We start from the raw sequence: 26307 nt of genomic DNA on the forward strand, positions 1-26307 counted from the left end.
CCTAACATCGACTAAAGGGGGAAGAGGAGAGCAATAATTAATATTGGCGAGCGCCTATGTTGAGACGCTCTGTAAATAAGAAATTTATTTAGTCACAACTTTAAGCGGTACTGGAATGTACTCTTCAACAGCATCGCCCTTAAGGACTTTTACCGCCGTTTCAATACCAAGTGCGCCAATTAGGTCTGGTTGCTGTGCTACTGTTGCAGCCAACATTCCGCGGTTAACCGCTGCAATGCCGTCATCTGTACCATCAAAACCAACAATCATGATGTCTTTTCCAGATGCTTGAACTGCGCGTAACGCACCTAATGCCATTTCATCATTTTGAGCAAATACGGCTTGAACATCAGGGTTCGCTGCAAGTAGGTTTTCCATTACATTCAGACCTTTAGTACGGTCAAAATCAGCAGGTTGGCTAGCCATAAGTTCCATATCGCTACCTTTAACCGCATTCATGAAGCCTTCACCACGTTCGCGAGCTGCTGATGTACCTGCAATACCTTCAAGTTGGATTACTTTTGCTTTTTCACCGACTTTTTCCATGATGAAGTGGCCTGCCATTTCGCCACCAACCACGTTGTCTGACGCAATGTGACTTGCAACATCGCCACGGCTTGCACCACGGTCAAGCGTCAGTACTGGGATGTTTGAGCGGTTCGCGATACGAATGGCATTCGATACTGCATCAGAATCTGTTGGGTTAATAAGAATCGCTTTCACACCGCGAACCGTTAAGTCTTCTACATTTGATAGCTCTTTACTTGGATCATTTTGAGAGTCCAAAACAATCAAGTTATAACCAAGCTCTTCAGCTTTCGCTTCCGCACCATCTTTCATGGTAACGAAGAACGGGTTATTTAGAGTCGATAGTACAATCGCCATCGTATCCTGCGCCTGAGCAGACACTGAAACGGTTGAAGAAAGTAATGCAGCAGAAATAAAAGTAGCTAGTTTTTTCATCGTTATAGTCCTTTGTGTAGGGTGAGCCAAATTCACTGGTTTCCAAATGAACGGGGTGTCCCAATGTATTTGGCTCGTTCTTCGTATTTTTGACTAAAACCATTTAGCCGAATACGTATTTAGTAAATGTTGTGTAATGCTTATTGTTTGTTGCGTATTGCTTAGAAGTAACGTCGTTACTTGTTTTTGTTGTCCACCAGTACGGCCAGCAAAATCACCACTGCTTTTGCAATCATCTGGTAGTAAGAAGAAACATCTAGTAAGTTCAGTGCATTGTTTAGGAAGCCAATGATCAAAGCACCGATCAATGTCCCCATAATGCGACCTTTGCCGCCCATCAGGCTCGTGCCACCAAGCACGACGGCCGCAATGGCATCTAGCTCGTAACCCATACCTGCAGTAGGCTGCGCAGATGAAAGACGGGACGTAATAATGATTCCCGCAACGGCTGCTAGCATGCCGCAAATGGCGTAAACACCGATTTTAACTCTGTCGACATTGATACCAGAAAGACGCGCTGCTGATTCATTGCCGCCAACTGCGTAGATATAGCGGCCAAAACGGGTGTGGTTGAGTAGGTACCAAACCGCTGCAAAGACAAAAACCATCAACCATACTGGGACTGGAATTCCCAACGCGTAGCCTGTACCAAACCAAGCGAATACATCGGCTGTATCAGTAAAGCCTGTAGAGATCGGACGTCCATCGGTATAAACCATGGTCACGCCGCGCAGTAACGTCATGGTGACAAGCGTTGCGATAAAGGCCTGAACCTTTCCTTTAGCGATAATAATTCCGCTAATCGCACCTAAAGCCGCACCGGCTAAAAGTGAAGTAGGTACAGCGATCATGACGGGAATTTCCATTCCAATCATTGTTGCTGCAAACGCACCACATAAAGCTAAAACTGAACCAACACTTAAGTCGATACCAGCAGTTAGGATGACCAGCGTCATACCCACCGCGATGATGGCATTAACAGATGTTTGGCGCAGAATGTTAAGAACGTTATCTACGGTAAAGAAGTTCGGATTTAAGAAAGAGACAACAACGATTAGAAACAGTAATGCGATCAATGATTTTTGTTCAATCAACCACTCTTTGGTAAATAGTTTCTTGCCATTGTCTTGCGCTGTTTTAGTCATAGCGTTTGCTGCCTTGTTGGTTGCATTAGCACTCATGCTGCTTCCTCATTCATCTTTTTACCTACCGCACAGGCGAGTAGTTTTTCCTGATCTGCATCTTTGACATCAAACTCGCCACTGATACGTCCTTCGTGCATCACCATGATGCGGTCACTCATTCCCAAGACTTCCGGCATTTCTGATGAGACTAAAATGATGCTCATGCCTTCAGATTTAAACTTGTTAATCAGCTGGTAAATTTCTTTTTTAGCACCGACATCAACACCGCGAGTTGGCTCATCAAGAATGAGAACTTTTGGCCTTGTCATCAGCCCTTTAGCAATCGCAACCTTCTGTTGATTACCACCGGAAAGGTTGCCAATAATTTGATCATAAGTCGGGGTTTTGATGTTGAATAATCGAATAAAATCTTCGACTGCAATCACTTCGTCTTTATGTTGAATTCGACCGCTTTTAGTTAGCTTATCGAGGGCGCAAAGAGACATGTTTTCTTTCACCGACAATCCGAGCACTAAGCCATCCCCTTTGCGGTCTTCAGAGATGTAAGCAATACCATTGGCTAGTGCATCTTGCGGGCTAACTGGATTAATCGTTTTGTTATCGAGATTAATGACGCCACGCTCACTCGGTAGTGCACCAAAAATGACTTTCATTAACTCGGTACGCCCTGCGCCCATAAGCCCAGAAACACCCAGAATTTCGCCACGCTGAAGTGTAAAACTCACATCATGAACACCGGATCCAGTAAGACCGGATACCTCAAGACAAACATCACCATGTTGAACATCAACACGCGGATATTGGTCTTCAAGCTTGCGTCCTACCATCATCTCGATAAGACCATCTTCATTGGTTTCAGCAACCGTACATTCGCCAATGAATTTACCGTCACGCAACACGGTAATGTCATCACAAATTTCAAAGATCTCTTTCAGTCGGTGAGAGATATAAACAACACCACAACCTTGATCGCGAAGCTCATTAATCACCTTAAATAGCGATTCCGTTTCGGTATCAGTTAGAGCATCAGTCGGCTCATCCATGATGATGACTTTAGATTCAAATGAGAGCGCTTTGGCAATTTCAACCATCTGCTGTTCACCAAGACTCAAATCGCCAAGGAGTTTGCTAGAGCTGTGTTTAACATTGAGTCTTGCAAGAAGCTTGTCTGCCTCTTGATACATCTTCTGCCACTGAATACGCCCTAATGGACTTGTGAACTCACGACCAAGGAATATATTTTCAGCAATCGTCAGCTCTGGAATGAGATTTAGCTCTTGGTGAATAATGCTAATACCCGCTTGCTGTGAATCTCTCGGGCCTTTAAATGCTGTGGCTTTTCCTTGGTAGTAAATATCACCCGCATCTAATGAGTAGATACCGGTCAACACTTTCATCAAGGTTGATTTGCCTGCACCGTTTTCTCCCATTAGCGCCATAACACGGCCGGGATAAACATTGAGGCTAGCTTTATCCAGTGCTTTCACACCCGGAAACGCTTTTTCCATCGCATTCAATTGTAAAATTGCTTGAGTCATATCATGTCCTCAATTAAAAATCGGAAATGCTAAAATTCGTATACCCAACAACATAGGTATTAAAAAGTAACGCCAGCTTGAAAGATCACGTTTGCATAGGGCGTGCATTCGCCTGTACGTACAACCGCTCGGCTATCATGGGTGCGCACTTTAAATTCTTCGTGAGACACGTAATCAATGTTAATCGACTTACCTGTACGCTCTTCGTCTGCTTTTAATTCTTGTAGTAATTTACTGTGAAGCTCAGGGCTCACAGTCACAAACTCTTCAGCAATAACAACGCCCTCAATTTGAGATTCAGATAAAAGCACGCTGACCGTTTCTAGAAAGCTTGGTACGCCATGAGTCAAAGCCAAATCAATTCGCGTTACTTCATCGGGAATAGGTAAACCTGCATCGCATATCGTAATTTCATCCGTATGACCTAGTGTCGCGACTAGGTAAGAAAGATCGGCGTTTATGAGCGTACTTTTTTTCATTATTGGACCTTAACAGTCGGTAACATCAAAATTAAAATGAGTGATAACTTGAATCAATTTTTCTTGTTCAAGCCTCTCATCGAAACGTATCGATATCGAAACAAAAATTACCATCGATACGTTTCGATGAATAATAGTTAACTGATTTAAATTTGCATAGGCAAGAAAATCAATGTGTGATTTTGATCTTTGAATCTGGCGGAATGAAATGAAAAATAGTGACAACTGTCACTGATGAATCTATCAGTATTGATGCAATTAGAGTATGTCAGCCGAAAATCTTGCTCGTCTTGCTTGTGATATGGAGCAATTGGTTTGTTGCATTAACTCAGACAAAGTGACGTTCGGACTTTCCGTAATTAACCTGAGTAATTTCGCCTCTAATGTTTCTTCTACCACGATTAAATTCGGCAATGTCTCTTCCACCTTCTTAGTTAGGTATAGAAAAGACTCACTATCATTGTTCTTTAGCATCTGACAAAACCGTTCCAGCGAAGACGGTAGACCAGTCACACTCCAATTTCGGGATCGACGAACCCGCTTTAATTCACATTCGAATTTTAAGGCGATGCTTTTTGCGTATTTAACGTTCTCTCCTCCTATTCGATGAATTAGAGAAGGTAATGGTATACGAACTGTTTTTTCGGTCATTGAGGTATTAATAAATACTGGGATTGTCTGACTATCACAGTATCAGCTCTGACTAATTCAAACACCTTTTTGTTTTTTTACTCCATCGGCACACATCTAAAACATAAGCAGTGCTTATAAAAGATGAAAGCTCCACCCTGTTTATTAAGCATACAAAGATACGAATAATGACCTCATCGCGTTAATGGAATTAGCGCATATAAATAGTTTGAAGGATTTAGCTCTTATCTACATTATTACTGACTGAGGTCATTATGAAAGTATCACTTATTAGTACGGTCATTGCTTCTACACTACTGGCTCCTATTGCTTTTGCATCAACGTCTACATCTGCACTTGATAACAGCCAAGTCGATCGTTTCGCTAACGCTGAAATTACCATCCCTCATCTTTCTCACTCTTACTATCTAGGTGAAGACAGTAAAGCAGACCACTTTTGGCACGGTGAAAACGATGGTCGTATCTCTTTCAAAGCGACGGGCGGTAACGATGCAGTAGTCGCACTAGGCTCGAACTTTATTCACCCAGATCTTAATGCTCACTCAGAGAAATTTGAAAAAGGTATCTACACCATTGGTGACAACATGTACCAACTGTGGGGCTACGGTCTAACGACACCAGTTATTGTCGAAGGTGACGACGGCATTATCGTTCTTGATCCAATGGAGTCAGCCGACAAAATGCGTGATGCTATCGCAGTCTTCCGCGCAGAGACTGGTATTGATAAGCCAGTAACGGGCATTGTTTACTCACACTGGCATATGGATCACTTCGGTGGTGTACGCGGTTTAGATAACATCTCAGATGATGTGAAGATCATCGTTCATGATACTTTCATGAAGAACGTCATCAACAACACCATGGGCGGCCTTGGTCCAGCCATCGGTTTCCGTGTTGACTACTCTCTTGGTACTCTTATTCAAGCAGAAGAGACAGGTCGTATTAATGGTGGTTTAGGGCCTGACTTCTTGGTTAAAGAGCTTACTCTTATCCGCCCAAACACAGAAGTGGAAGGTCACTGGGGTACACTCGATATTGAAATCTCTGGTGTGAAAATGCACGTCGCTCACATCCCTTCAGAATCAGCGGATGAGATTGTTGCTTATTTCCCAGAAGAGAACATTTTATGGGGTGCTGAAGTGGTGCAAGGTGAGTCTTTCCCTAACCTGCACACCATCCGTGGTACTCGCTACCGTGACCCACAAAACTGGTACCCTGGTATCGACGTTCTACGCGGCTTTGACGCTGATATCTACCTAGGTGCTCACAACCGCCCGATTAACGGTGCTGCACACGTAGAAGATACCCTAACGGCTTACCGTGATGCGATTCAATTCACCTACGACCAATCTATCAAGGCAATCAACAACGGCTCTACCGGTGAAGATCTCATTCGCGATATCACGCTACCTGCTCACTTAGAAGGACACCCGTTCCTTGGTGACTTCTATGGCTCAATCCGACACGCTGCTAAACAAGTATTTACAGGTGAGCTTGGTTGGTTTGATGGTGACCCAACAACGCTTAACCCTATCCACTCTTCAGAAGCGTCTATACGTTATGTAGAGATGGTCGGCGGCGTTGATAATATGATGGAATTCGCAATGGATGCAGCGAAGTCTGGTGATTACCAGTGGGCAGCTGAACTAGCGACTCATGCTATCCGCGTAGACACAGAAGATATGGGCCCTCGAGACTTCAAAGCAGAAATGATGCGTGAGCTTGCTTATGCTGAAACAAATAATAACTGGCGTAACTGGTACCTGACTGCAGCTGTTGAGCTTGATGGCACCATTGATCGCTCATTGAAGTTCCCAATGTCTGCTCCTGACCTATTCGAAACCTACAGTGAAGGCCAGCTTGTTGGTGCGATGCGCTTCAACCTGAGTGCTGAACGTACGGCAAGCGATCACTACACGATTGCGTTCAACTTTGGTGAGACACAGCATGCTCTAGAAGTGCGTCGCGGTGTTGCTCAGTTCCATGAAGACTTCTCTGGTGATGCTAAAGCAACGGTGAATATCTCTCGTGAACTGTTCATTGGAGTTCTTCTTGGTCAAGTTGATTTCGTAGAATCTGCTCAAGCAGGTTTGATTACGGTTGATGGTGATGCAGCGACGGTACCAACGTTCTTCGGCTCTCTCGACAAGCCAACTAACGAGCCTATTCTAGTCACTCGCTAACTTATTCAAGGTCTCACCCTAGGAGGAGAGTATGAAACGTTTTCTTATGGTTTTATTAGTAAGTATGTCAATGACGGCTCTAGCTTGTGATGCTGACGGTATCATTCATATCCCAGAAGTTAACGCGGATGCTTTCCTTCTAGCTTTGAACTCAGCGCCAGAGATGAATGTGTACAATTACTCATTTGATGATTTGAAGCTAGCTTCAATAACCGATTACAGCGCTTCCTGGATTAATGAATCAGGTGAGTTCTGTCATTACCACGGAACACTTGAAACCTGTCATCCAATGCCTAAGCGTTTAAAGTAGTGTATCGAGCTTCAGTACATTAACGCCTTATGAATAAAGCCAGTAACACAGTTACTGGCTTTGTCTTCAGCGTGGCTAGCAAACCGTTTATCATCCAATTGAGTAATTGAATCAATTACGTGTAGTATCTAATTACGGTCTCTATTTATTGGGCAACAATGGATTACAACTTAATCAAACCTTTCTTAGTCGTGTTCCGAACCTGTAGCTACACCAAAGCGGCGGCTGAGCTTGATGTATCACAACCGGCTATTTCACAGTCTATTAAGCGCTTAGAGCAGCAGTTAGATAAGGCGCTCTTTGTCCGCCAAGGTAGAGGCGTTCAGCCAACCAGTTACGCAACACAATTAGCTCATCGCTTAAGCGAGCCTTTTGATTCTATAGACGATGCATTTTATCAGCCCGAAACATTCACTATCTATTCTCAAGAACACTACGTGTACACGCTACTTGATATCCCTGATATACAGTTAATCGAGTGCCCGGTATCTCAAACTCAAATTTTTGATGATCTCAGAAGTCAAAAAGCAGAGTTAGCCATTGATCTCTGCCCTATCAACGATCCCGCGTTTATTTCTGAACCCATTGATGATCGAGTAGTGATCGTTGCTGCAAGCGATCATCCTAGAATTCAGGGAAGTATTACTGAACAGCAGTACTACCAAGAAAAGCACGTAACGGTCATCGCAAAAAGACTGGGCGTCGATATCTTCACTTTATTGGCAGACAACCCTCAGCCGAGACAAGTTTTATACTCTGCTAGTTCACCAATGAGCCAACTGATTATGGCCTCTAACTCTGACGGGCTGGCGATCACCACGGAACGAGCATCGAGTATCCTCGCTAAAAAGCTGGGCTTACAGCTGCTGACTCCGCCAATGGCATTAAACATGACGCCTTTTAGTATGATCTATCACAAACGAAACCTTCATGATAATCAGCATACAATGATGCGTGAAAAAATCATGGCACAGTTAAAAAAGCCTATTTAGATCCGCTTCACCTCTCATTACCCATCTTTCACTCGCAAAGTTTGCCAGTTTTATTATCAAAATGATTAATCTGGCGCTACGCTTTCACTACTAAATAATCAGTAAGTAATCGATAACACTCGTATAAACAATGATTAAGGATGAACATTGACTCTACGACTTTATATAAACGGCCATGGCGCTTGGCAGCCCAACGATGGCTACGTAAAAGTACCTAAAAACTGTACTTTTGTTAGGCCTATCGGTTTTGGTAAGACATTACTCTCGTGTGATGCAAGGTATATTTTGGCTGGAGATTGGAAAAAACCACCTGAGGTTATTCGCCCTGAATACGCCTTGGTACCTAACTATACGTGGTCACCAATAACGCCAGCTGAAAGAAAAGCAGATTTAAATGCGTTCGAGTGGTATCGAAAAAAGAAAAACTCTGCGAGTGCGGCAGAGCCTACACCACTTTATTATAAATCGATTCGCCCAAAGAATGAGCCTGCAGAATTTGCCAATGTAACAACAAGAAAAGCGCCTGATTCTCAAGATTTAGTTGCGGAAGAGTACAAGCCAGGGCACATCAATAAAGGCGACACCATTATTCTCTATCGAGATAAGAACAATGATAGAGATGCCTCCGCACTGATTAGTTGCCCTACAGGTCACAGCCATAGAACACTGAGTGATATTTTTAGCGAATTAGATGATGTTTTCCGTACATTTATTAAGAATTTCGACCACATAGAAATCCACTGGGTGTGTTGCCAAGCACTCTCACTTAATCGAGTTCATAAAGTCGAACCAATCTTAAACTTTGCAGAAAGTGATGGCGGCTTTATGACGACAGCAGACGTGATAAGGTTAAAAAAGAAGCAGCTAGACACTAACTTCGAGGTCAATTTTACTAAGAAAAAATCCAAGCCTAACGCCTTGCCCAAACCGAAACCCAAAGCGCAATTAAACAATGCATGTATTGATAAGCCAATGAATATCAAAGCAATCAAGAATATGCTGCTTAAAAGTGGTCTTGCGATTTAATCATCACTTCGAACTAGCATGGTTAGTAATGCTCTCTAGCCATGCTACATCAAACATATTCAGCTCACGCTTTCTTGTCGCGACTTTATCACCCTATAAATGATCCCAACGACCGCAATGATCATCAGTATCAAACTCATGGCTAACGTACTCTTGGTAAGCAACGCCTGATACTCACTCATCAATGGGTTGACCATCACCATTTTGCCTATCACTAATAACACCAAACACCAGATCATTGAGCTGGATATACTGATCACTAATGTACGCCACGCACTCAGCTTAGACACGCCCATCAACATAGGAGTCAATACGCGTACAAAGGGAATGAATCGAGAAATAAACAGCGATAAAAAGCCATAATCGTCAAGCAATGACTTCGCTTTGGGTAATGAATCTTCGGGTAATATACGCTCTAGAAACCCAACAAACTTGGTCTTGTGCAAAAATCGGCCTTGAAGGTAAGCACACATACTTCCAAGCGACGCTGCTAGGCATAATAGAGCTAATGCAGGGTAAAAACCAAACACACTTAAACCAATCATCCCACCAACAAACAGCACTAAGCTATCACCGGGAAATGGCAAAAATACAAAACCCGACTCAATAAATAGAATCAAAGCCAATACGAGTAAAAACCATTTCAACGTACTGATTTGTTGAAGCGTATCAAAATCTTGATGCCAAATGGCGACTAACATTTCTTGCATTGTAAATGGATCCTTATTAGAAAAATGGTCTGCACAGAGGATTTCTCCTCCGTACATGGATCAGGTAATCAAATTAATCAAACATCAAGATGACGTAGGCAATGAATAGAATGAGATGTGTCGCACCATTTAATGAATTCGTGCTACCTCGATTAAAGCTAACGCCCGCCATTAACAGTGTCATACCCAGCAATATCATCTCTGGTGGCTCTAGCCCTAGATGAACAGGTTCATTGATCATATGAGAGATCATCAGAACCGCAGGAACCGTCAGTGCGATGGTCGCTAAAACAGAACCAAAAAAGAGGTTCATCGCTCGCTGTAACTGATTGTTTAACGCGGCTTTTGCTGCACCTACTGCTTCTGGTGCAAGAATTAAACAAGCAACAATTAAGCCTCCTAACGCTGGCGGTGCGCCCCACATAGAGATAGTACTGTTGATAGGAATTGCGAGGCTTTTCGCTAGCAATATGACCACGAGTAAATAGCCGATCAACATTAATGAGTGATACAGGTTACTGCCTAACGGACCATGAAATTCATGTTCATCGTGGTGATCTTCATCCATGAAAAAGTGAGTATGACTTTTGGTTTGAATAAACAAAAAGACTGAATACAGACCAATCGATGCCAACACTAGCGTCCAAGTTAATGAAGCTGACATCGCCCCCACATCATTTGAACTAGTGAAACTCGGTAACACCAAACACAACAATGACAGCGGAATGATCGCTACCAAATAGGACTGCAGGCCATCAACATTGTATTTTTGCGTGTGGTACTTCATACCGCCAATGAGTAACGTTATACCAACCAAGCCGTTAAACACCGTCATCACGACTGCAAACATCGTATCTCTGGCCAGTACTGGATTGGACTCCCCTGTGATCATGACAGAGGAGATCATTACGACTTCTAACGAGATCACCGCTAAAGTAAGAATCAACGTGCCATAAGGATCACCAAGCTTTATAGCCAACGCATCTGAATGCCTAACCACCGAGAATATAGCGCTCATCACTACAATAAAAATCGCAATGGTTGCTAGAATCCCAAGCGGTGAGCCGATATCCGACGCCAATATGTCATTTCCACCGAGCTTAAAAACAACGACGGTGATTAAACCTAAAAACAACACAAATTCATTTTTAAAAAATGTACTCATGGACGCTCATCCTCTTCAGTTGGTACTTTGGGCTGATAATGTGACGGACTAAGCTTTAAGAGTTGAGGTAAGGTCACGCCAATTGAAATGGACGACCAAGTACCACTTACAATGCCGATACAAAGCGCTATTGCAAATCCTTCTAATGAAGCTCCGCCCAATAACCACAAGCAAGAGACCGTGACAAAAGTAGTGCCAGACGTGACTAAAGTACGTGATAGGGTTGCTTTCACCGCATCATTTATAAGATGGCTTGTCTGCCCGTTTGGATTACCTCTCAGTAACTCTCTTGCTCTATCCGCAATAATAATAGAGTCATTTAATGAGTAACCTAAAACCGCTAGTACGGCTGCTAGAACAGTTAAATTGAACTCTAACTGAAGCATAGCAAATAAGCCCAATACGATAATAACGTCATAGATCAGGGCCGCCAGAGCACCAAGCGCTAAGCGCCATTCAAATCGATAACTTAAATACAGCATGGTCAGAACGAAACAAGCAATGATGGCCAGCCCACCCTGCTCAACCATATCTTGTCCTACTTGAGGGCCAACAACACTGCTATTTAGTACTTGAACGCTATCACTAATAGAACCAAAAACGGTTTGAATTGGCGCTGTGTTCTCTTCAATCTGAGTGTAACGAACACTCCATCGACCCTCTTCACCTGCGCTCACTAACTGAACATCTTGATCTAGCGCTTCATTTAAATGCTCATTGATCGTTGATGCTGATAGTTCTTTATCTACAACAACCTCGGCAACAACTCCGCCGGTAAAATCTAATCCCCAGTTAAAACCTTTAAACCCAATAAATAGAACAGAAATACTGAACAACAATATTGAAATTGCTGACATGTAAACTCGAATACGCGTAAGTAATGTATGAGAATGGTTCATGGCTATACCCTTACATTGCGACGCTTATCGCGTCCCCAAATTAAATTAATCAACGCTCTAGAAGCGAAAATTCCGGTGAACATACTGGTCAGTAGTCCTAAGCCTAATGTGAGAGCAAAACCTTGAATCGGTCCATTACCTATCGAATAAAGAGCAAGGGCAACAATCATTGTGGTTAAGTTCGCATCTAGAATAGAGGCAAACGCAGAATCAAATCCTCGATCAATGGATTGAGCAAAATTGCGTCCCTCTCTCATTTTGTCTTTAATTCGTTCGAAAATAAGAACATTGGTATCAACCGCCATACCGACCGTTAATACAAGCCCCGCAATACCGGGGAGAGTCAACACTGCCCCAGGAAGTAGCGCAATGAGCCCCACTAGAATAACTAGGTTTGTGACTAGAGCAGTATTCGCCACCCAACCTAATTTACGATACCAAAGCGCAATAAACGTCAGTGTTAAACCTAGTCCCAAAGCAAGCGCTGAAAACCCATTTTTTACGTTTTCCGCCCCTAATGTCGGACCAATAGTACGTTCTTCAATGATAGTGACAGGTGCAGTCAACGAGCCAGCTCGAAGCAACAAAGCAAGCTCTTGTGCATCTTGCATGTTCCCTGCGCCTGTAATCCTAAATCGATTTCCAAGCTGAGATTGAATGGTCGCTACGCTTATAACATTGCTAACTTGCTGGCTTTGTCCGCTCGCGTTTCGGCTGTATTCGCTGTACACCGTCGCCATTGGGTTGCCTATATTGGCACGTGAGAATTGAGACATTTTCCTACCGCCAGCGGAATCCAGTGAGATATTAACTTCAGCGGCTCCCATCTCGCCAACGCCTGCACGAGCGTCAATAATATGTTCACCACCTAAGATGGCACGGCGGCCAACTAACACCTGATTGCCATCATTATCTAACAGTCGTAAAACGTTTGAAGTTGGGGTATTGGGTACAGAGTGGAAGGCTAATGAGGCTGTTGCTCCAATAACATCCTTCGCTGCTGCGGGGTCTTGCACGCCGGGAAGCTCAATACGAATTCGGTTTTCACCTTGCCGCTGGACTAATGCTTCGGTAATACCAAGTTGTTCAATTCGGCTACGCATGATTTGTAAGTTTTGCTGCACCGTTAAATTGCGAAGCGTCGCCCTTTCATCGTTGGATTGAGTTACCGTTATTGTTCTTTCTGAGCGGTTAATACTCCAACTAGGGTAGCTACTATTAATGAGCTGTCGCACCGTTTGTACATCTTGGTCACTGCGTAATGTTAAGACAACTTGGTCATTGTGCTGGCGACCGCGACTAGAACGAACTTCAGCTCGAACATCATCGATTAAGGTTTGTCGATGAGCTTGATAGACGGGCTCCATATCAACTTCAAGAAGAAACTGAACACCACCACGAAGATCTAACCCTAATTGAATAGGTTCAAATCCTAGCTCTGTCATCCAAGATGGTGCTGCTGGCTCCATAGCTAGCGCAACGGTAGCATCCTCTCCTACAAGGTTGTTGACCTGATCTCTAGCTCGACTCTGCTGCTCTTTATTTTTTAGAACAACGATCATGCGATCGCCCTGTTGATCGATATTTAGAATGTCGATATCAGCATTATTCAGCTTGTTGGCAATTACGGTGGCATCAAAATCTTGCAGGTTTCTGCTGCTTACATGAAGCGCTGCGTTTTCGCCATACCATGACGGTAGAGCACTGAGGGTCATCACGATTATGCTGACGGCTAAAACGACATATTTCCAACCAGAATAGCGATTAATAATTTGGGGATTACTTGTTTTTTTCATATACAACTCTATCTCTCAATAGATTTATTGATAGAGTTTTAGCAATGTATAAGGCCATTAAAAGCTAAATGAGCAAACTAAAGCATGGGATATACAGAGATAAAACAATAACGAAATAGGCGAAAGCACATCGAATAATATGTACTCGTTACCTAAAAATTTAGAGAAAAAGAGTTATGAGAGTCGGGAATGTTGCTGAGAGTAAATAAGATTACTCTCTTTCCAACCAGATAAGCGTGAACTCGAAGTTACACGACTGGTCCAGTGAAAAGATGGTTTAGGAATGACGGTGCTTGCCTTAGCGATATCTAAAAGAGCCGGAGGCAAAAAAGCAACTAAAAGGAAGTATTCTGGCTTTATATCATGCCCTACACAATTGTCGTCACTGACAATACGACGTGTCGCAGATAAAAAATGCGGGATGTCGGTATCAAAAAGCGTAAAACCGTCATCTTGGGAATCTTCAACCTCAATCGTTAAAGGCTCAGAAGTAAGGCGCTCGGAGAAGAAGTCTCGACTTTGAGCATTATGCAGCTCATTAGCCGTCACTTGGCTATCGTTAAAATTCAGATTAACGTTTTTATCTTCAGTGTACACTCCCGCAGTCACTAGCTGTGCGCATAGTGATAGATAGAACATAATGAATAGTTGATAACTACGTTTGAGCAAAAATTAATAACCTGTATGAATCTAATACATGGTTATCATATCAAGACAGAGAAAAATGAACACAACAAGATTGAATGGAAATGTAAACAAACCTTAATGGTTATGATTAGCCACGGTAAATCAGCGGGAATATAAATAATAAAACGAACAAATTGGTAACCAAAAAGAACGAGAAGCATTGTGACACCAGCCTCTACGTGCATGTGACACATCAAAATACCTCAGTAACTCATCTTAAGACTCGAATGAGCTAGAGGTTCTAACTCTAGCTCTAGTGATTTAATGAAATCGCAATACTCCTGATTATCGTGTGTGAAGTCCTCCATTCACATCAATAGACTCACCGTTTACAAACGTGTTCTCTATACAAAACTTGATTGCAGAAGCAACATCGTAAGCAGTCCCGTTTCGTTTTAATGGGTTATTCTCACGCCACTCTAAAACCTGCTGTTTGGTGCTCATCTTTTCATGGAACGGAGTCTCAATGATTCCAGGTGAGACAGAATTAACCCTGACCTCTGGTGCAAGCTCTTTAGCTGCGCCTCTTGTAAAGGTATCTACCGCTCCTTTAGCCGCTGCGTATAACGTTGTACTAGGGCCACCGAGTCTTGATGCTATCGAGGTTAAATTGACGATACTAGGGGCATCCGATCTCTTTAATAACGGAAGAGCCAGAGAGGTCACTTTAAATAGGCTAAACGTGTTCAAGTTAAAAATTGACTCCATCGTTTGCCAACTAAAGTTATCAATACTTTCTCTAGTGACCATGCCACCTGCATTATTGATCAAGGCATCAAGTTTATCCGTCATGCCTGTCACTTGTTCAAAGAGTTCAATACACCCCTCTTCCGTGCTTAAATTCGCCTTGATAAAGTGAACACTGTTAGCTTGATACTCTTGCAATAAAACCGATTGTAAAGTGAAAGCCTCATCAGAAGAGTGGCAATAAGTAAGAATTAAATCATTGTTTTCAGCAAGTAGCTTCGCTGTTTCTGCACCAATTCCTGTGCTTGCACCCGTGATTAAATAAGTAGCCATAATTACCCTTCTTTTGAGTTTGCTTCGTTATAAGATTTGATAAACATCTGAGCGTTTTGTCTGATTTCGTCATCTGAAAGGTCTGGCGAATACAGGGAAGCTCCTAGTCCAAAGCCATCAACGCCAATATCTAGGTATGGTTTCATGCTATTAACCTCAGGGTTAATACCACCAACAGCAAAACAGAGTGTCTCTTTGGGTAAAACAGACTTTAACGCTTTGACCCCACTGGTACCAAGCACTGTGACGGGGAATAGCTTAATGCCACTCGCTCCGGCCTCTAACGCATTAAATGCCTCCGTTGGAGTAACCACACCAGGATAGACCTGACAATCCGCTTCGATACCCAATTTAATAACTTCTTCGTTGTAGTTTGGTGTAACAATAAGCTTGGCTCCCGTCGCGATGACTTGCATGGCAAGTTCAGGCGTCGTTACTGTCCCTGCTCCAATCAAATACTGGTTGCCAAACTCTTTCACCATTAGCTCAATGCTTTTTAACGCATCAGGTGAATTTAATGGCACTTCAATGGCTTTAAAGCCGCTATCAATCAGGATGTGACCGACACGAAGCGCGTCTTTAGGTTCTATACCTCGTAAAATAGCAATAAGAGGAACATCTGTTTTTGGATTAAATCGCTGTGTCATTTCCAATTTCCTGTTTTATTAGTAGCATGCCATCAATAAAGCACTCATCGCCGTTAAAGAACTCACTCACTTTATGTGTGGTTTCACACGCTATTTGATAGCGGTTACATAGTTTTCCATTCCCTACCAAGTAGGTTGATTCACTGGCAAGCTCTTTCAATTCGCTTCCAATGAGTATTCCCGACAGAAAATCATCCACTTCTGTTTCTTCTATTTGAGTGAATATTTTTCCAGTTCTTGCTTTAAAAATTTGACTCGTCGCGCCGCCATTTTGTCCAGACAACACGCCTTTAACGAATGCAGTATGCGATTGTTTTTGTTCTGGAAGATCTCGACCAATGATGGTGTGCTCTCTGATCACCGAGAACAGTTCCCCCGTCATAAAGGAATCAAACAGCACAAGTTCATCATTTTGAACGATAACGTGTTTGCTATGAGTACCGGGCAAAACCGCGGTAAAGGAGCCACTGTTTAGCTTGTTAATAAGGCCGAAGACTTGAACTTCCTCCCCTCGCATAACGTCAAATTCACCATGGCCGGTCTGATGGCTAATGCCGGGAACAATATAGGCCATTGCGCCCCAAGGCAGGGTAAACCGGTACGTTTTATCCGCCAGTTTGCTTACACTCGTAGGGGTGCTGACATAGGGCACATTTACCCATCCGTTAGCGCTGCCCACCATCCCCGCCATATAAATGGGCAGTTCTTGATAATCTGAAATCCAAGCTTTCAGCTCTTGCTCTAGAGCACTTGCAAATTCATTGTCGGTGACTTGTTTCAAGCCCATTGGTAATTCGATATGCGCATGAACTTTATTTTCATGATTAATTGCAAACGCTCGAAAGTTAGTCGTGCCCCAATCTACAATAAGAAACTCAATATCATTTTTAGATAACATATTGTTAGAACTCACTAATCAATTAATTTTGTATTGCTTGATGATGTCTATATCGACATCCACACCAATACCTGGTTTCGTTGGGATTGTTACCTTTCCATCTGCGTAATGAATACCATCGCAAATGAGATCCTTTCTAAACGGGTGAGACGACTGATCAAACTCAAGCATGGGCTCAGTCGGATTCAGAGATAATGGGTTACACGGAATGGACGCGATAAATTGTAGTGACGCAGCAATACCGATACCTGAGCCCCACACATGAGGGATCAGTGTTGTGTGGCTCGCTTGTGCCATCGCCGCGATTTTTTTACATTCGGTAAAACCACCGCTTGAACATAAATCAGGCTGGATGATGTCTAGCGAACGCTTTTCAAACCAAGGGCGATAGCCCATCTTGCCAAACACTTGTTCGCCTGCCGCAATAGCCGTTGGTGAGTTTGATTTTATTTCGCTGTAACCGTCGATATCTTCAGGAGCCAACAACTCTTCAAGGAAGTGTAAATTGTACTTTTCAGTTTCATTAATAAGCTTACGCGCCTGAGCTACGTTATAAGCACCATTGGCGTCAGCCATGATTTTTATGTCGTCACCTGCTGTTTCACGTACGGCTTTAATCAGCTCGATATCTTCTTCGATTCCAAAGCCAATTTTTAATTTAAATGCTTTAAAGCCATTCTTAATATGCTGCTTTGCTTCTTCTTGTGAATCTTGTGGGTAATTACCATCTGCAACACGATAGAATCCCGTTGCGTAAGGCGTCACTTCGCTTCTAAATGCGCCGCCTAGTAGCTTATGAATCGGTTTATTAAGGGACTTACCGATAATATCCCAAAGTGCAATATCGACACCGCTCACGGCATTGACCGTTGCACCACTTTGTCCAAATGGTCGACAAAGGTTATACATTTCTTCCCACAAGCATTCGACATCAAAAGGGTCGCGCCCAATCAACAAAGGCTTATAGCTATGTTCAATGATTGAAGCGGCGATCATTGGGCTTTGAAGCCCATGACAAAGTGATTCACCGAAGCCAACCACACCTTCGTCTGTGATAATTTCAACAATAACCGCACTTCGATTTTTAGCCCATCCTTGAGAAAAATAAAATGGATCGTCTAATGGAACTGAAATTGCGTGTGGAATTACGTCTATAATTTTCATTAATTTCTCTCAAAGCCATGTGTATTTACGTTGTTATTCTGCTTCTTCAACATTCTGTTTTTGATTATTGGGAATAGCAGTGAAATGATAATAAGAGTAAAGAAAGCCCAACAGATTCCGGTAGATAAGAATGTTGAGTAGTCGCCTCGAGACATCAGCAGAGCTCGTCTGAAGTTACTTTCGGCCATTGGGCCTAAGATCAAACCTAAAATGAGAGGAGAAGCGGATATATCGAGTTTTTGGAAAAAGTACCCCACTACACCGAAAAACAGCATCACAGCAACATCAAACATATTGTTGTTTAAGGCGTAACTACCCACAAAACACAGTAGCATTATGGTGGGTACTAACACCGGTTTAGGGACAGACAGAACCTTTGTGAAAATTCGAACTGAGCTCAAACCTAGAATTAGCATGAACACGTTAGCGATCAATAAACCAATAAAGATGGCGTAGACCGTTGATGCATCGTTTTGGAATAGTAACGGGCCAGGCTGAATACCTTGAACCGTTAAAGAACCAATCATAATTGCCGCAACTGCATCACCAGGTACCCCTAGACATAGCATCGGGATTAACGCTCCCCCTGTTACGCCATTGTTTGCCGCTTCCGGAGCTGAAACACCTTCTGGTGATCCTTTTCCAAATTCTTCAGGTTTTTTAGAAATACTCTTTGCTTGTCCATAGGCAATGAATGAAGCAATGTCAGCACCAACACCAGGAATGGTTCCGATAAACGCACCCAAGCTACCAAACGGAACACCATTTTTAAAAATGACCTTCCAATCTGATCCTTTTGGAATCACACGTTTAATTTTTCCTGTCGCTTTACTTTTAACACTAATTTGTTCGACGCCAATAAACGCCTGAGACATTGCAAACAGCCCAATCATTACGGGTATGAAATTGATGCCTGAATACAAGTTAATATTGTCAAACGTAAAACGCATATTTCCCGTAATATCATCAAGACCGATCGTGGCGATGAACATACCGATGAAACCACTGATCAATCCCAAGAATATGGACTTACCCGATATTGATGAAATAATGCACAGGCCAAATACAGCCAGCATAAAAAACTCTGGCGCGCTGAACTTAAGAGCAAAGTCAGCTAATACTGGTGCGATCAAAATTAGGAAAATACAGCTAATTAACCCACCAATGAACGAACTGATCGTGGAAATCCCAAGCGCTCGTCCAGCTTCGCCCCGTGATGCCATTTTATAGCCATCAAGAGCGGTCGCCGCTGACGCTGGTGTTCCTGGGGTATTCAGCAGTATTGCCGATAATGAACCACCATAAACCGCACCAACGTACACACCAATCAGCAAAAGAATACTTGGAACAGCGTCCATTCCAAACGTTAACGGCAGTACTAGTGCGACACCCATCGTGGTTGTTAATCCCGGTAAGCAACCAATACACATGCCACCTGCTACACCCACTAGAAGATATAAAATGACATTTGGCTGTAACACCAAGTCTAATGCTTCAATTAACACGTTATATATTCCTTAAAACAAGATTCCAAACCGGAATGGGACATTAAGTGCGTAATTAAATACGCCATACACCATGCCAACAATGGCGATTGAAAATAACATTCGTTTCATTACTGGAATATCACTAAACCAAGTAAATAGTCCAAACATTAACACTAATGATGTCACTACAAAGCCAATCACATTCATAAGAATCAAATAACCAACGAGAACACCCATTGTTATATACACTCTTATATTATCGCTATTAATAAGTTCTAATGCTTCGCTATCTGTTTTTCTAAACGTTTTAATAAAGAAAATACAACCTGATATTAATACGGCACAAGAAATAATCATGGGCCATACTGCTGGGCCAGGAACACCTCTACGAGAATCTGGCAATTCGTTCGATAGATATAAAGCCACAAGAGAGAAAAAAATAAAAATTACAGCTGAAATTAAATGAGCTTTACGCATAATTATCGCCCCTACATTTGTGAAGCTTATTCGTTAAAGAATAAGCTTCACAGGTATTGCTTAGTTAAGCTCTAGTTTAGTAATAAGCTCTTTGAAGAAAATATCTTCACGCTCTAATTTTTTCGCAAATTCGTCAGATTTAATGATTTCGATATCATTGTTTGTGTTTGCCATAAATGTTTTGAACGTGTCTGTTTCAACAGCTTCTAAAATTGCATCCGTTAGGAAATCAACCGTTGATTGTGGTGTACCTTTAGGAACCATGAAACCACGCCACGTGCCGATCTCTACGTCGTAACCCAGTTCTTGTGCAGTAGGAACATTAGGTGCGTCTTTTAAACGATTAGGTGCCAGAACAGCGAGTGTACGTAATGCGCCTGCTTCTACTTGCGATGCAACTTCAGCGTAAGATACTGAAACCGCGTCTAAGTGCTTACCTAATAAAGCTGTGATTGCTGCAGAAGAGCCTTGATAAGGGATATGTGTAAACTGTGTCTCAGCTTTTACTTCTAAGCCTGCACCAGCAAGGTGCCAAATACTACCTGCACCAGAATTCCCAAACAGTAGATTGTTATCCTTCGAGTCTTTGATAAGGTCTTCTAGCGTTTCATACGGCGAATCAGCAGGTACCGTGATTGCTGCGTAGCCAGAGTTTACAATTGCAAGAGGAGTTAACTTCGCATAGTCAAGGTTAGACCCATAACCTTGGTGCGGAAGCATCACAAGTTCAGGCGCAACCATACCGATCGTACGGCCATCAGGTTTACTATTTTGAGCATAAGACATACCAATAGCGCCAGCGCCACCTGTGCGGTTTTCCGCAGCGATACCTTCTGGAAACTTATCTTTAAGCGCTTCTACAAGAGCACGGCTTACACTATCTGAACCTCCACCAGCAGAATATGGAACGATTACTTTTACCGGTGAATCAGGATACGTTGAAGTAGCGCCTACAGTAGTAGCAATTGATGCGCTCGCGATAACAGCAGACATCAATACATTTTTAAAGAGTTTATTCATTATCATAACCTTATTATGGTAGGGAGAAGCTTCTTTGGCTTCATGAGATATTTATATTGAGGTGCTTAATTAGTTTATGATATCAAATATCATTGAAACTAATTAAACGGCCCATTATGTAATTAACACGAATAGTATTAATTAATTATTAATTTATTTGTTCTGAAATTCGGTCACTGTAGCTTTGAATAATAGGGATAAGTTCATTCATTCTCTTGTCATCCATATAATCTTTAATGCTCGTCACTGAGATAGCCGCAATAATATTTCCGGTCTTATTTCTAATAGGTACTGCAACACAGCGAACGAAATCTTCGTTGTCTTCTAAATCGAAGCTATAACCGCCACGAGAATAAGAATCCATTCGACTTATCATCTCTTCCATTTTATTTGGTACCTGTTCTTTAATTAATCGATGGCATTCCGTTTTAGGCATATCTATCATTAATGATTTACCAATTCCCGTTACTGCGATTGGAAGTCGATCGCCTACTTTAGAGCGTAACTGAATGGTTCTATTTCCAGGAATTTTGTCTAGATAAAATATCTGGTCTTCATCTTTAATACCTAAATGAACCGTATCATTCGTTAGGTTTTTCAATTCTTCTAGAAACGGTCTTGCTATATGCTTCAACGGCATTGACTGTGTTGCTATGTTGCCCAAAGTGATGAGCTTCGTACCTAACGTAAAACCAATACCTTTTACATCACGAATGAGATGCTGAGAGATCAGTGTTTGTAGCATTCTATGAACGGTAGTCGTCGGTATATCCACTCTTTCAGAAATTGCTTTTAGATTTCGATCTCCCATTGCAACCGCATCAATAATACTAATCGCTTTGACGACAGACTGGTTCTGGCTCATCACTATTCTTCTAATCAAATTGTCAGTAAAGCTAATATAGTGTTTTACAGATGTTGTAATTGTGATCACCACCTCGATTCCACTTTGTGAGATTAGATTTCCACATAGTGGAAATCAATGAGTTACATTCAACATTGTCAATAAGAAGGCACATGCAATTGAGCTGTATTGTAGGATCATTTGAGCATGACAAAGGCTAAAAGCAGCGTTGCTAATGGGTCAAGCTGAATAGCTTGTATCTAACGTTAAAGTGATAGGGATTTATTAGTGCTCGAGTTCGATAGTAACCTACTCTTTAGCATGTTTTTTTTTGGGGGGGGGCTCTTGTTTACGACGTCCAGTGAAAATACGTTATGAACATAGAAGGCAGTGAGATAATACTTCTATTCTAGTCCTAGCACTGCTACGAGGGATTACATCCGCTTGAGCGGTTTCACAACGCTGTCCAATCCTTCAATTTTTAGTGCTAAACAAAGCTTCAATAGATCACCTAACTCACCAGAGGGGAAACCCTTTTTATCAAACCACAGCAAATACTCTTCTGGGAGATCGATCAGCGCTCGGCCAGCATATTTACCAAACGGCATTGGCATTCTTGCTAATTTTACTAGGTTCTCTTTTTCAAGCATAGATCTGCTCTGGTCTCTATTTCTCAGGGTAGTCAGGGCCTTGAAGAGTAACACCTAAGCGTTCAACCCAAAAGTTAATTGCGTCTTTGGCATCATCAAGAGCGTCAATCATAGTAGAGAAGTCTTTGTTGCCAGCCTCTCGGTCTATAGCTGCGAAAAGAGGCTTCCCTGTCTGTGCATCACTGACCAATAACTCAATCGTCGCACTGCCTACATTAGTGTGCTCACCCGTAGTAATTTTTGAAATTGTTGAAATAGCTAGCCCATATGGGAGGATACTGCTTGTTACTGCCAAGATAGGATTTGGAGTTTCAACATTACTAAGTGCAACACTCAATCTCAACGTGTTACCCGTCGGCTCTTCTACGATAGTTTTATACGGTTCTATCTTCTGCTTTAAGCGTTCAATGACATAACTTGAAAGCTCTTCGATTTGTTCCTCATCAATACTCCCCTCTTCAGCAACCACAAATACTTGGTCTATAACAACAGAATCGTACTCATCGAGTTTTGCTGTCAGCCTTTCCTGATTACGCAGGCCAATTCGTGCCCACACAAGGTCGACACCACCTTCAGGCCCTGCTGAGAAATCTTCATAAGAGGTAAATTTGGTAGCGTGAACACGTGGTATGGTACTACAGCCAATTAACAATAAGCCTGTAACAGTTATGATGAGAAGTTTTGTAAAAGTATTGTTCATAATGGATACCACACCTGAGAATGTGACGGTATGGTATACCATATAAAAACTAGATAAAAGAATAATTATTGAACAGTTGTATGGATAAGTTCGAACAGTATAACTAAAACCAATTGGTACTAGACAACAGTGTGGACATACTCAACAACAACTTGATTTCCTTGAGCGTAAACTCGCTGGATTTCACCATCAAAGGATATGGTACTTTTCAACGTAACTAACTGTTGTGCTGATTTATTGGTGAGTTTTAACGATGGCACGATGTGGTACGCATCAACATGGAGGTTGCTGCAAAATTGATGTACAAATTCCATAGAAAGCTCTGTATTGCCCCGAAGGAGTTCTGAAAACTCAGTTTGCGTCATCCCCATCTTTTTGGCCATTTCCATCTGGGTCAGTCTCATCTTGGCTTTTTGTGACATCCAAGTGGTGTATAGGGCATCTCTATCTTGTTGAGTAAACTGCACGGTAACGTTCTCTAGCATTCCAAATATGGATGAATTTTGCGTTAATCCATTGATAACATGTCAGCCAATCGTCAGGTTTTGACCAATGTTTTGCAGTGCACTTACAATCACCAATTTACCTATATTTAGTTTCACTGTTTTTGTTCCACGCACAAAAAAGGTCACAATCAACGTGACCTTTTGGCTCTAAATTACTAAGGATTTAGAGATGTAACTTAGCTAGTACCTAGAGGTTTGGTTAGAAAAAGCTCGCGATTAGACGCTTAAACCAATCCATTGCTTTCTTGAAAAAGCTACCTTCCTCTACATCATCAAGAGCGACTAATGATGATTGTGCAACTTGCTCGCCTTCCACAAGGTAAGAAACACTGCCTAAAATATCATTCTTGCGAATCGGTGCCGTCAACTCTTGGTTTATCTCGATGCTCGCAGTCAACTTACTGATATCACTTTTAGTCAGAGTTAAGAAAATATCTTCAGCAACACCGACTGCTACGTTATCTTTTTCGCCCATCCACACTCTTGGCATCGCTATCTCATCGCCCGCTGAGTTAGGAGAAACGGTATCAAAGAAACGGAAGCCATAGCTCAATAACTGTTTACTTTCTGCTTCACGGCTTTTGGCACTATTTGACCCCATAACAACTGAGATTAATCGCATGTTACCGCTCGTTGCTGAACTCGCTAAGCTATAGCCTGCTCCACGTGTATAGCCCGTTTTCATACCATCAACATTCATGCTTCTATCACGAAGCAGGCCGTTACGGTTATATTGAGTAATGCCGTTATATTTAAATGAACGCTCACTATATAGTGGGTAGATCTCTGGAAGGTCACGAATGATCGCACGACCTAAAGTCGCAATGTCATAAGGGGTGGAGTAAAGTCCATCGCTATCTAAGCCATGGGGATTGGTGAACCCGGTATTGTTTAGTTCTAATCGCTGAGCCCATGAGTTCATCAAAGCAACAAAAGAGTCTTGTGAACCCGCAACGTGCTCCGCAATGGCAACACTCGCATCATTACCAGATTGAACAATCAAACCACGGTAAAGATCCATCATATCAACGGTTTTACCCACTTCAATGAACATCTTTGATGAGTCTGGGAATTTTTTGGCCCAAGCATTCTTACTAATAACCACTTTATCGTGCTTACCAATATTACCTGATTGTATCTCTTGCCCAGCTACGTAAGCTGTCATCAATTTGGTCAGGCTAGCTGGGTTTAGTTTAGTGTGCGCATCTTTTTCGACCAATACTCGGCCTGTATGGTAATCCATAAGAACGTAGCCATTAGCACCTAAAACTGGCGCATCAGGCACTATGGTTGGTGCGGCGACTGCAAGAGGTGAGATAAGAGCAGTAGAGAGTAAAGCACCCGAGAAACGAAAATCCATATTAATCATAACTTAGCCAAATGAGATAGATATTGCTTGAGTATATATAAAAGTAGGAAAGATAAATTAGGGCTTTACCAATCCTTACGATAATTTGATTTTAGTTACATTGTGACGGTTTAATCGACGAAGTTAGGCCAATTAACACTCCAAAAATCAAATATTTCCACCATTAAAGCAAAATGACCGATAGCAAGCTACCGGTCATTCAAGAAATTTGTTCATTTAATGATTCTAATTGTTACATTTTAATTCGCAAAACGTGTGTTTAATGTTGTCCAATGAGGTGTTCTTTTTTGACGATAACTAAACCAGAAGTACGTCGCTACCATAGAGAAGAACAAATAAGACATCGCAAATATAAATGGTGAGGTAATCAATTCAGCAGAGACGCTTAGTGCAATCCCCACAACCGTAATCATCAGTTTTGCAAACATACCTAGGAAAAGTAGCAATAAAACAAGCTCTGGAAAGCGAGTGGTACGGAATGCTAACCAATAGCAGCTACCAACCGCTAAGGTTGAAATACCTAAACCTAAAATGAAAGAGTGAAAGTGTTCAGCTGATGCAACACCAGCAAGTATAGATACCAATGCAATAACAAATATTTTCATAATTAACGCCTCGTTTAACAACCTACGAATTGCATCCTTTCATTTTTGCAAACTCATTTTGCGCTCATTGTCTCTTTTTCAAATGCAATTGCAAGGCTATAAAACCAACAAATTTCGTTCACATTCGCAGCGCCAATGCGAGTTAACAGTTTGCTAACATAATGCAATCGAATACACCTCCAGATTACAGGCAGCCAAAGCATCAGCAGAAAAAACACACAAAAAAGTAACAAATAAAATTAAACCGTAAGAGTTTGTAACAGAGTGTTACATGTGACATAGATCGACATCGTGTGAAACTATTAATGTAATGGAATGGGTTCGAATAATCGAAATGATGAATGGCAATAAGCATAAAATAGAGTTCAGAAATTAA

27 protein-coding genes are annotated in these 26307 nt (G+C 42.1%); 4 read left to right on the forward strand and 23 right to left on the reverse strand.

Features of this window, described 5'->3' with window-relative positions:
• Window positions 1-84 precede the first annotated feature (84 nt).
• The 5 genes from rbsB to L4C54_RS15270 form a co-directional block, all read right to left on the reverse strand.
• A complete protein-coding gene (gene rbsB / locus L4C54_RS15250) occupies window positions 85-963 on the reverse strand; it encodes a ribose ABC transporter substrate-binding protein RbsB (RefSeq protein WP_428803530.1) in 879 nt (292 codons plus the stop codon).
• 176 nt (window positions 964-1139) lie between these two features.
• Window positions 1140-2108: a ribose ABC transporter permease gene (gene rbsC, locus L4C54_RS15255; RefSeq protein ID WP_428809052.1), complete on the reverse strand. Its 969-nt coding sequence runs from the start codon at window positions 2106-2108 to the stop codon at window positions 1140-1142.
• Window positions 2109-2140: 32 nt separating this feature from the next.
• Window positions 2141-3646, reverse strand: coding sequence for a ribose ABC transporter ATP-binding protein RbsA (gene rbsA, locus L4C54_RS15260; protein WP_428808844.1), 1506 nt, complete (start codon window positions 3644-3646; stop codon window positions 2141-2143).
• Between the two features lie 59 nt (window positions 3647-3705).
• The gene (gene rbsD, locus L4C54_RS15265) at window positions 3706-4125 is read right to left on the reverse strand and encodes a D-ribose pyranase (RefSeq protein ID WP_428808845.1); all 420 of its coding nucleotides are present in this window, start codon (window positions 4123-4125) and stop codon (window positions 3706-3708) included.
• A 258-nt stretch (window positions 4126-4383) separates the two neighbouring features.
• Window positions 4384-4776 carry a ribosome recycling factor family protein gene (locus tag L4C54_RS15270; protein WP_428808846.1) on the reverse strand — a complete coding sequence of 131 codons (393 nt, stop codon included), beginning with the start codon at window positions 4774-4776 and terminating at the stop codon, window positions 4384-4386.
• Window positions 4777-5030: 254 nt separating this feature from the next.
• Here L4C54_RS15270 and L4C54_RS15275 point away from each other — a divergent pair, with 254 nt between their 5' ends.
• The 4 genes from L4C54_RS15275 to L4C54_RS15290 all read left to right on the forward strand — a co-directional run bounded on the left by L4C54_RS15275 (window position 5031) and on the right by L4C54_RS15290 (window position 9287).
• Entirely contained in the window at window positions 5031-6959 is a 1929-nt protein-coding gene (locus L4C54_RS15275; RefSeq protein WP_428808847.1) for an alkyl sulfatase dimerization domain-containing protein, read from the forward strand.
• A 31-nt stretch (window positions 6960-6990) separates the two neighbouring features.
• Window positions 6991-7269 carry a hypothetical protein gene (locus L4C54_RS15280; protein ID WP_428808848.1) on the forward strand — a complete coding sequence of 93 codons (279 nt, stop codon included), beginning with the start codon at window positions 6991-6993 and terminating at the stop codon, window positions 7267-7269.
• Window positions 7270-7427: 158 nt separating this feature from the next.
• Window positions 7428-8261, forward strand: a complete 834-nt coding sequence (locus L4C54_RS15285) for a LysR family transcriptional regulator (RefSeq protein ID WP_428808849.1) — start codon at window positions 7428-7430, stop codon at window positions 8259-8261.
• Between the two features lie 147 nt (window positions 8262-8408).
• Window positions 8409-9287, forward strand: a complete 879-nt coding sequence (locus L4C54_RS15290; protein ID WP_428808850.1) for a putative adhesin — start codon at window positions 8409-8411, stop codon at window positions 9285-9287.
• A gap of 59 nt (window positions 9288-9346) precedes the next feature.
• Here L4C54_RS15290 and L4C54_RS15295 read toward each other — a convergent pair whose 3' ends face one another.
• The 18 genes from L4C54_RS15295 to L4C54_RS15380 all read right to left on the reverse strand — a co-directional run bounded on the left by L4C54_RS15295 (window position 9347) and on the right by L4C54_RS15380 (window position 25931).
• Entirely contained in the window at window positions 9347-9997 is a 651-nt protein-coding gene (locus L4C54_RS15295) for a DedA family protein (protein WP_428808851.1), read from the reverse strand.
• 73 nt (window positions 9998-10070) lie between these two features.
• The gene (locus tag L4C54_RS15300; RefSeq protein ID WP_428808852.1) at window positions 10071-11162 is read right to left on the reverse strand and encodes a calcium:cation antiporter; all 1092 of its coding nucleotides are present in this window, start codon (window positions 11160-11162) and stop codon (window positions 10071-10073) included.
• The gene (gene secF, locus L4C54_RS15305; protein WP_428808853.1) at window positions 11159-12061 is read right to left on the reverse strand and encodes a protein translocase subunit SecF; all 903 of its coding nucleotides are present in this window, start codon (window positions 12059-12061) and stop codon (window positions 11159-11161) included. The genes L4C54_RS15300 and secF overlap by 4 nt, the downstream gene beginning before the upstream one ends.
• A 2-nt stretch (window positions 12062-12063) precedes the next feature.
• On the reverse strand, window positions 12064-13863 hold the full coding sequence (gene secD / locus L4C54_RS15310) for a protein translocase subunit SecD (protein WP_428808854.1): 1800 nt from the start codon (window positions 13861-13863) through the stop codon (window positions 12064-12066).
• Between the two features lie 168 nt (window positions 13864-14031).
• Window positions 14032-14526 carry a hypothetical protein gene (locus tag L4C54_RS15315; RefSeq protein WP_428808855.1) on the reverse strand — a complete coding sequence of 165 codons (495 nt, stop codon included), beginning with the start codon at window positions 14524-14526 and terminating at the stop codon, window positions 14032-14034.
• A 303-nt stretch (window positions 14527-14829) separates the two neighbouring features.
• A complete protein-coding gene (locus tag L4C54_RS15320) occupies window positions 14830-15564 on the reverse strand; it encodes an SDR family NAD(P)-dependent oxidoreductase (protein ID WP_428808856.1) in 735 nt (244 codons plus the stop codon).
• A 2-nt stretch (window positions 15565-15566) separates the two neighbouring features.
• On the reverse strand, window positions 15567-16211 hold the full coding sequence (locus L4C54_RS15325) for a 2-dehydro-3-deoxy-6-phosphogalactonate aldolase (protein WP_428808857.1): 645 nt from the start codon (window positions 16209-16211) through the stop codon (window positions 15567-15569).
• Window positions 16195-17109, reverse strand: a complete 915-nt coding sequence (locus L4C54_RS15330; protein ID WP_428808858.1) for a 2-dehydro-3-deoxygalactonokinase — start codon at window positions 17107-17109, stop codon at window positions 16195-16197. The genes L4C54_RS15325 and L4C54_RS15330 overlap by 17 nt, the downstream gene beginning before the upstream one ends.
• Before the next feature lie 18 nt (window positions 17110-17127).
• Window positions 17128-18273 (reverse strand): mandelate racemase/muconate lactonizing enzyme family protein, encoded by a 1146-nt coding sequence (locus L4C54_RS15335; protein ID WP_428808859.1) that lies wholly within the window; start codon window positions 18271-18273, stop codon window positions 17128-17130.
• Window positions 18273-19787, reverse strand: a complete 1515-nt coding sequence (locus L4C54_RS15340; protein WP_428809053.1) for a tripartite tricarboxylate transporter permease — start codon at window positions 19785-19787, stop codon at window positions 18273-18275. Before L4C54_RS15340 ends, L4C54_RS15335 begins: the two co-directional genes overlap by 1 nt.
• 3 nt (window positions 19788-19790) lie before the next feature.
• On the reverse strand, window positions 19791-20237 hold the full coding sequence (locus L4C54_RS15345; protein WP_428808860.1) for a tripartite tricarboxylate transporter TctB family protein: 447 nt from the start codon (window positions 20235-20237) through the stop codon (window positions 19791-19793).
• A 60-nt stretch (window positions 20238-20297) separates the two neighbouring features.
• Window positions 20298-21257, reverse strand: a complete 960-nt coding sequence (locus L4C54_RS15350) for a Bug family tripartite tricarboxylate transporter substrate binding protein (RefSeq protein ID WP_428808861.1) — start codon at window positions 21255-21257, stop codon at window positions 20298-20300.
• 148 nt (window positions 21258-21405) lie between these two features.
• Window positions 21406-22122, reverse strand: a complete 717-nt coding sequence (locus tag L4C54_RS15355) for an IclR family transcriptional regulator (RefSeq protein WP_428808862.1) — start codon at window positions 22120-22122, stop codon at window positions 21406-21408.
• 413 nt (window positions 22123-22535) lie between these two features.
• Entirely contained in the window at window positions 22536-22751 is a 216-nt protein-coding gene (locus L4C54_RS15360; protein ID WP_295895397.1) for a DUF3820 family protein, read from the reverse strand.
• Window positions 22752-22767: 16 nt separating this feature from the next.
• A complete protein-coding gene (locus L4C54_RS15365) occupies window positions 22768-23451 on the reverse strand; it encodes a DUF3313 domain-containing protein (RefSeq protein WP_428808863.1) in 684 nt (227 codons plus the stop codon).
• A 119-nt stretch (window positions 23452-23570) separates the two neighbouring features.
• Window positions 23571-23918: a helix-turn-helix domain-containing protein gene (locus L4C54_RS15370; RefSeq protein WP_428802902.1), complete on the reverse strand. Its 348-nt coding sequence runs from the start codon at window positions 23916-23918 to the stop codon at window positions 23571-23573.
• A gap of 238 nt (window positions 23919-24156) precedes the next feature.
• Window positions 24157-25317: a serine hydrolase gene (locus tag L4C54_RS15375; RefSeq protein ID WP_428809054.1), complete on the reverse strand. Its 1161-nt coding sequence runs from the start codon at window positions 25315-25317 to the stop codon at window positions 24157-24159.
• 248 nt (window positions 25318-25565) lie between these two features.
• Entirely contained in the window at window positions 25566-25931 is a 366-nt protein-coding gene (locus L4C54_RS15380) for an NADH:ubiquinone oxidoreductase (RefSeq protein ID WP_428802904.1), read from the reverse strand.
• Between the last annotated feature and the right edge of the window lie 376 nt (window positions 25932-26307).

It is taken from the genome of Vibrio lamellibrachiae (assembly GCF_050337265.1).
In the GTDB taxonomy this organism is placed as follows: Bacteria; Pseudomonadota; Gammaproteobacteria; order Enterobacterales; family Vibrionaceae; genus Vibrio; species Vibrio kyushuensis.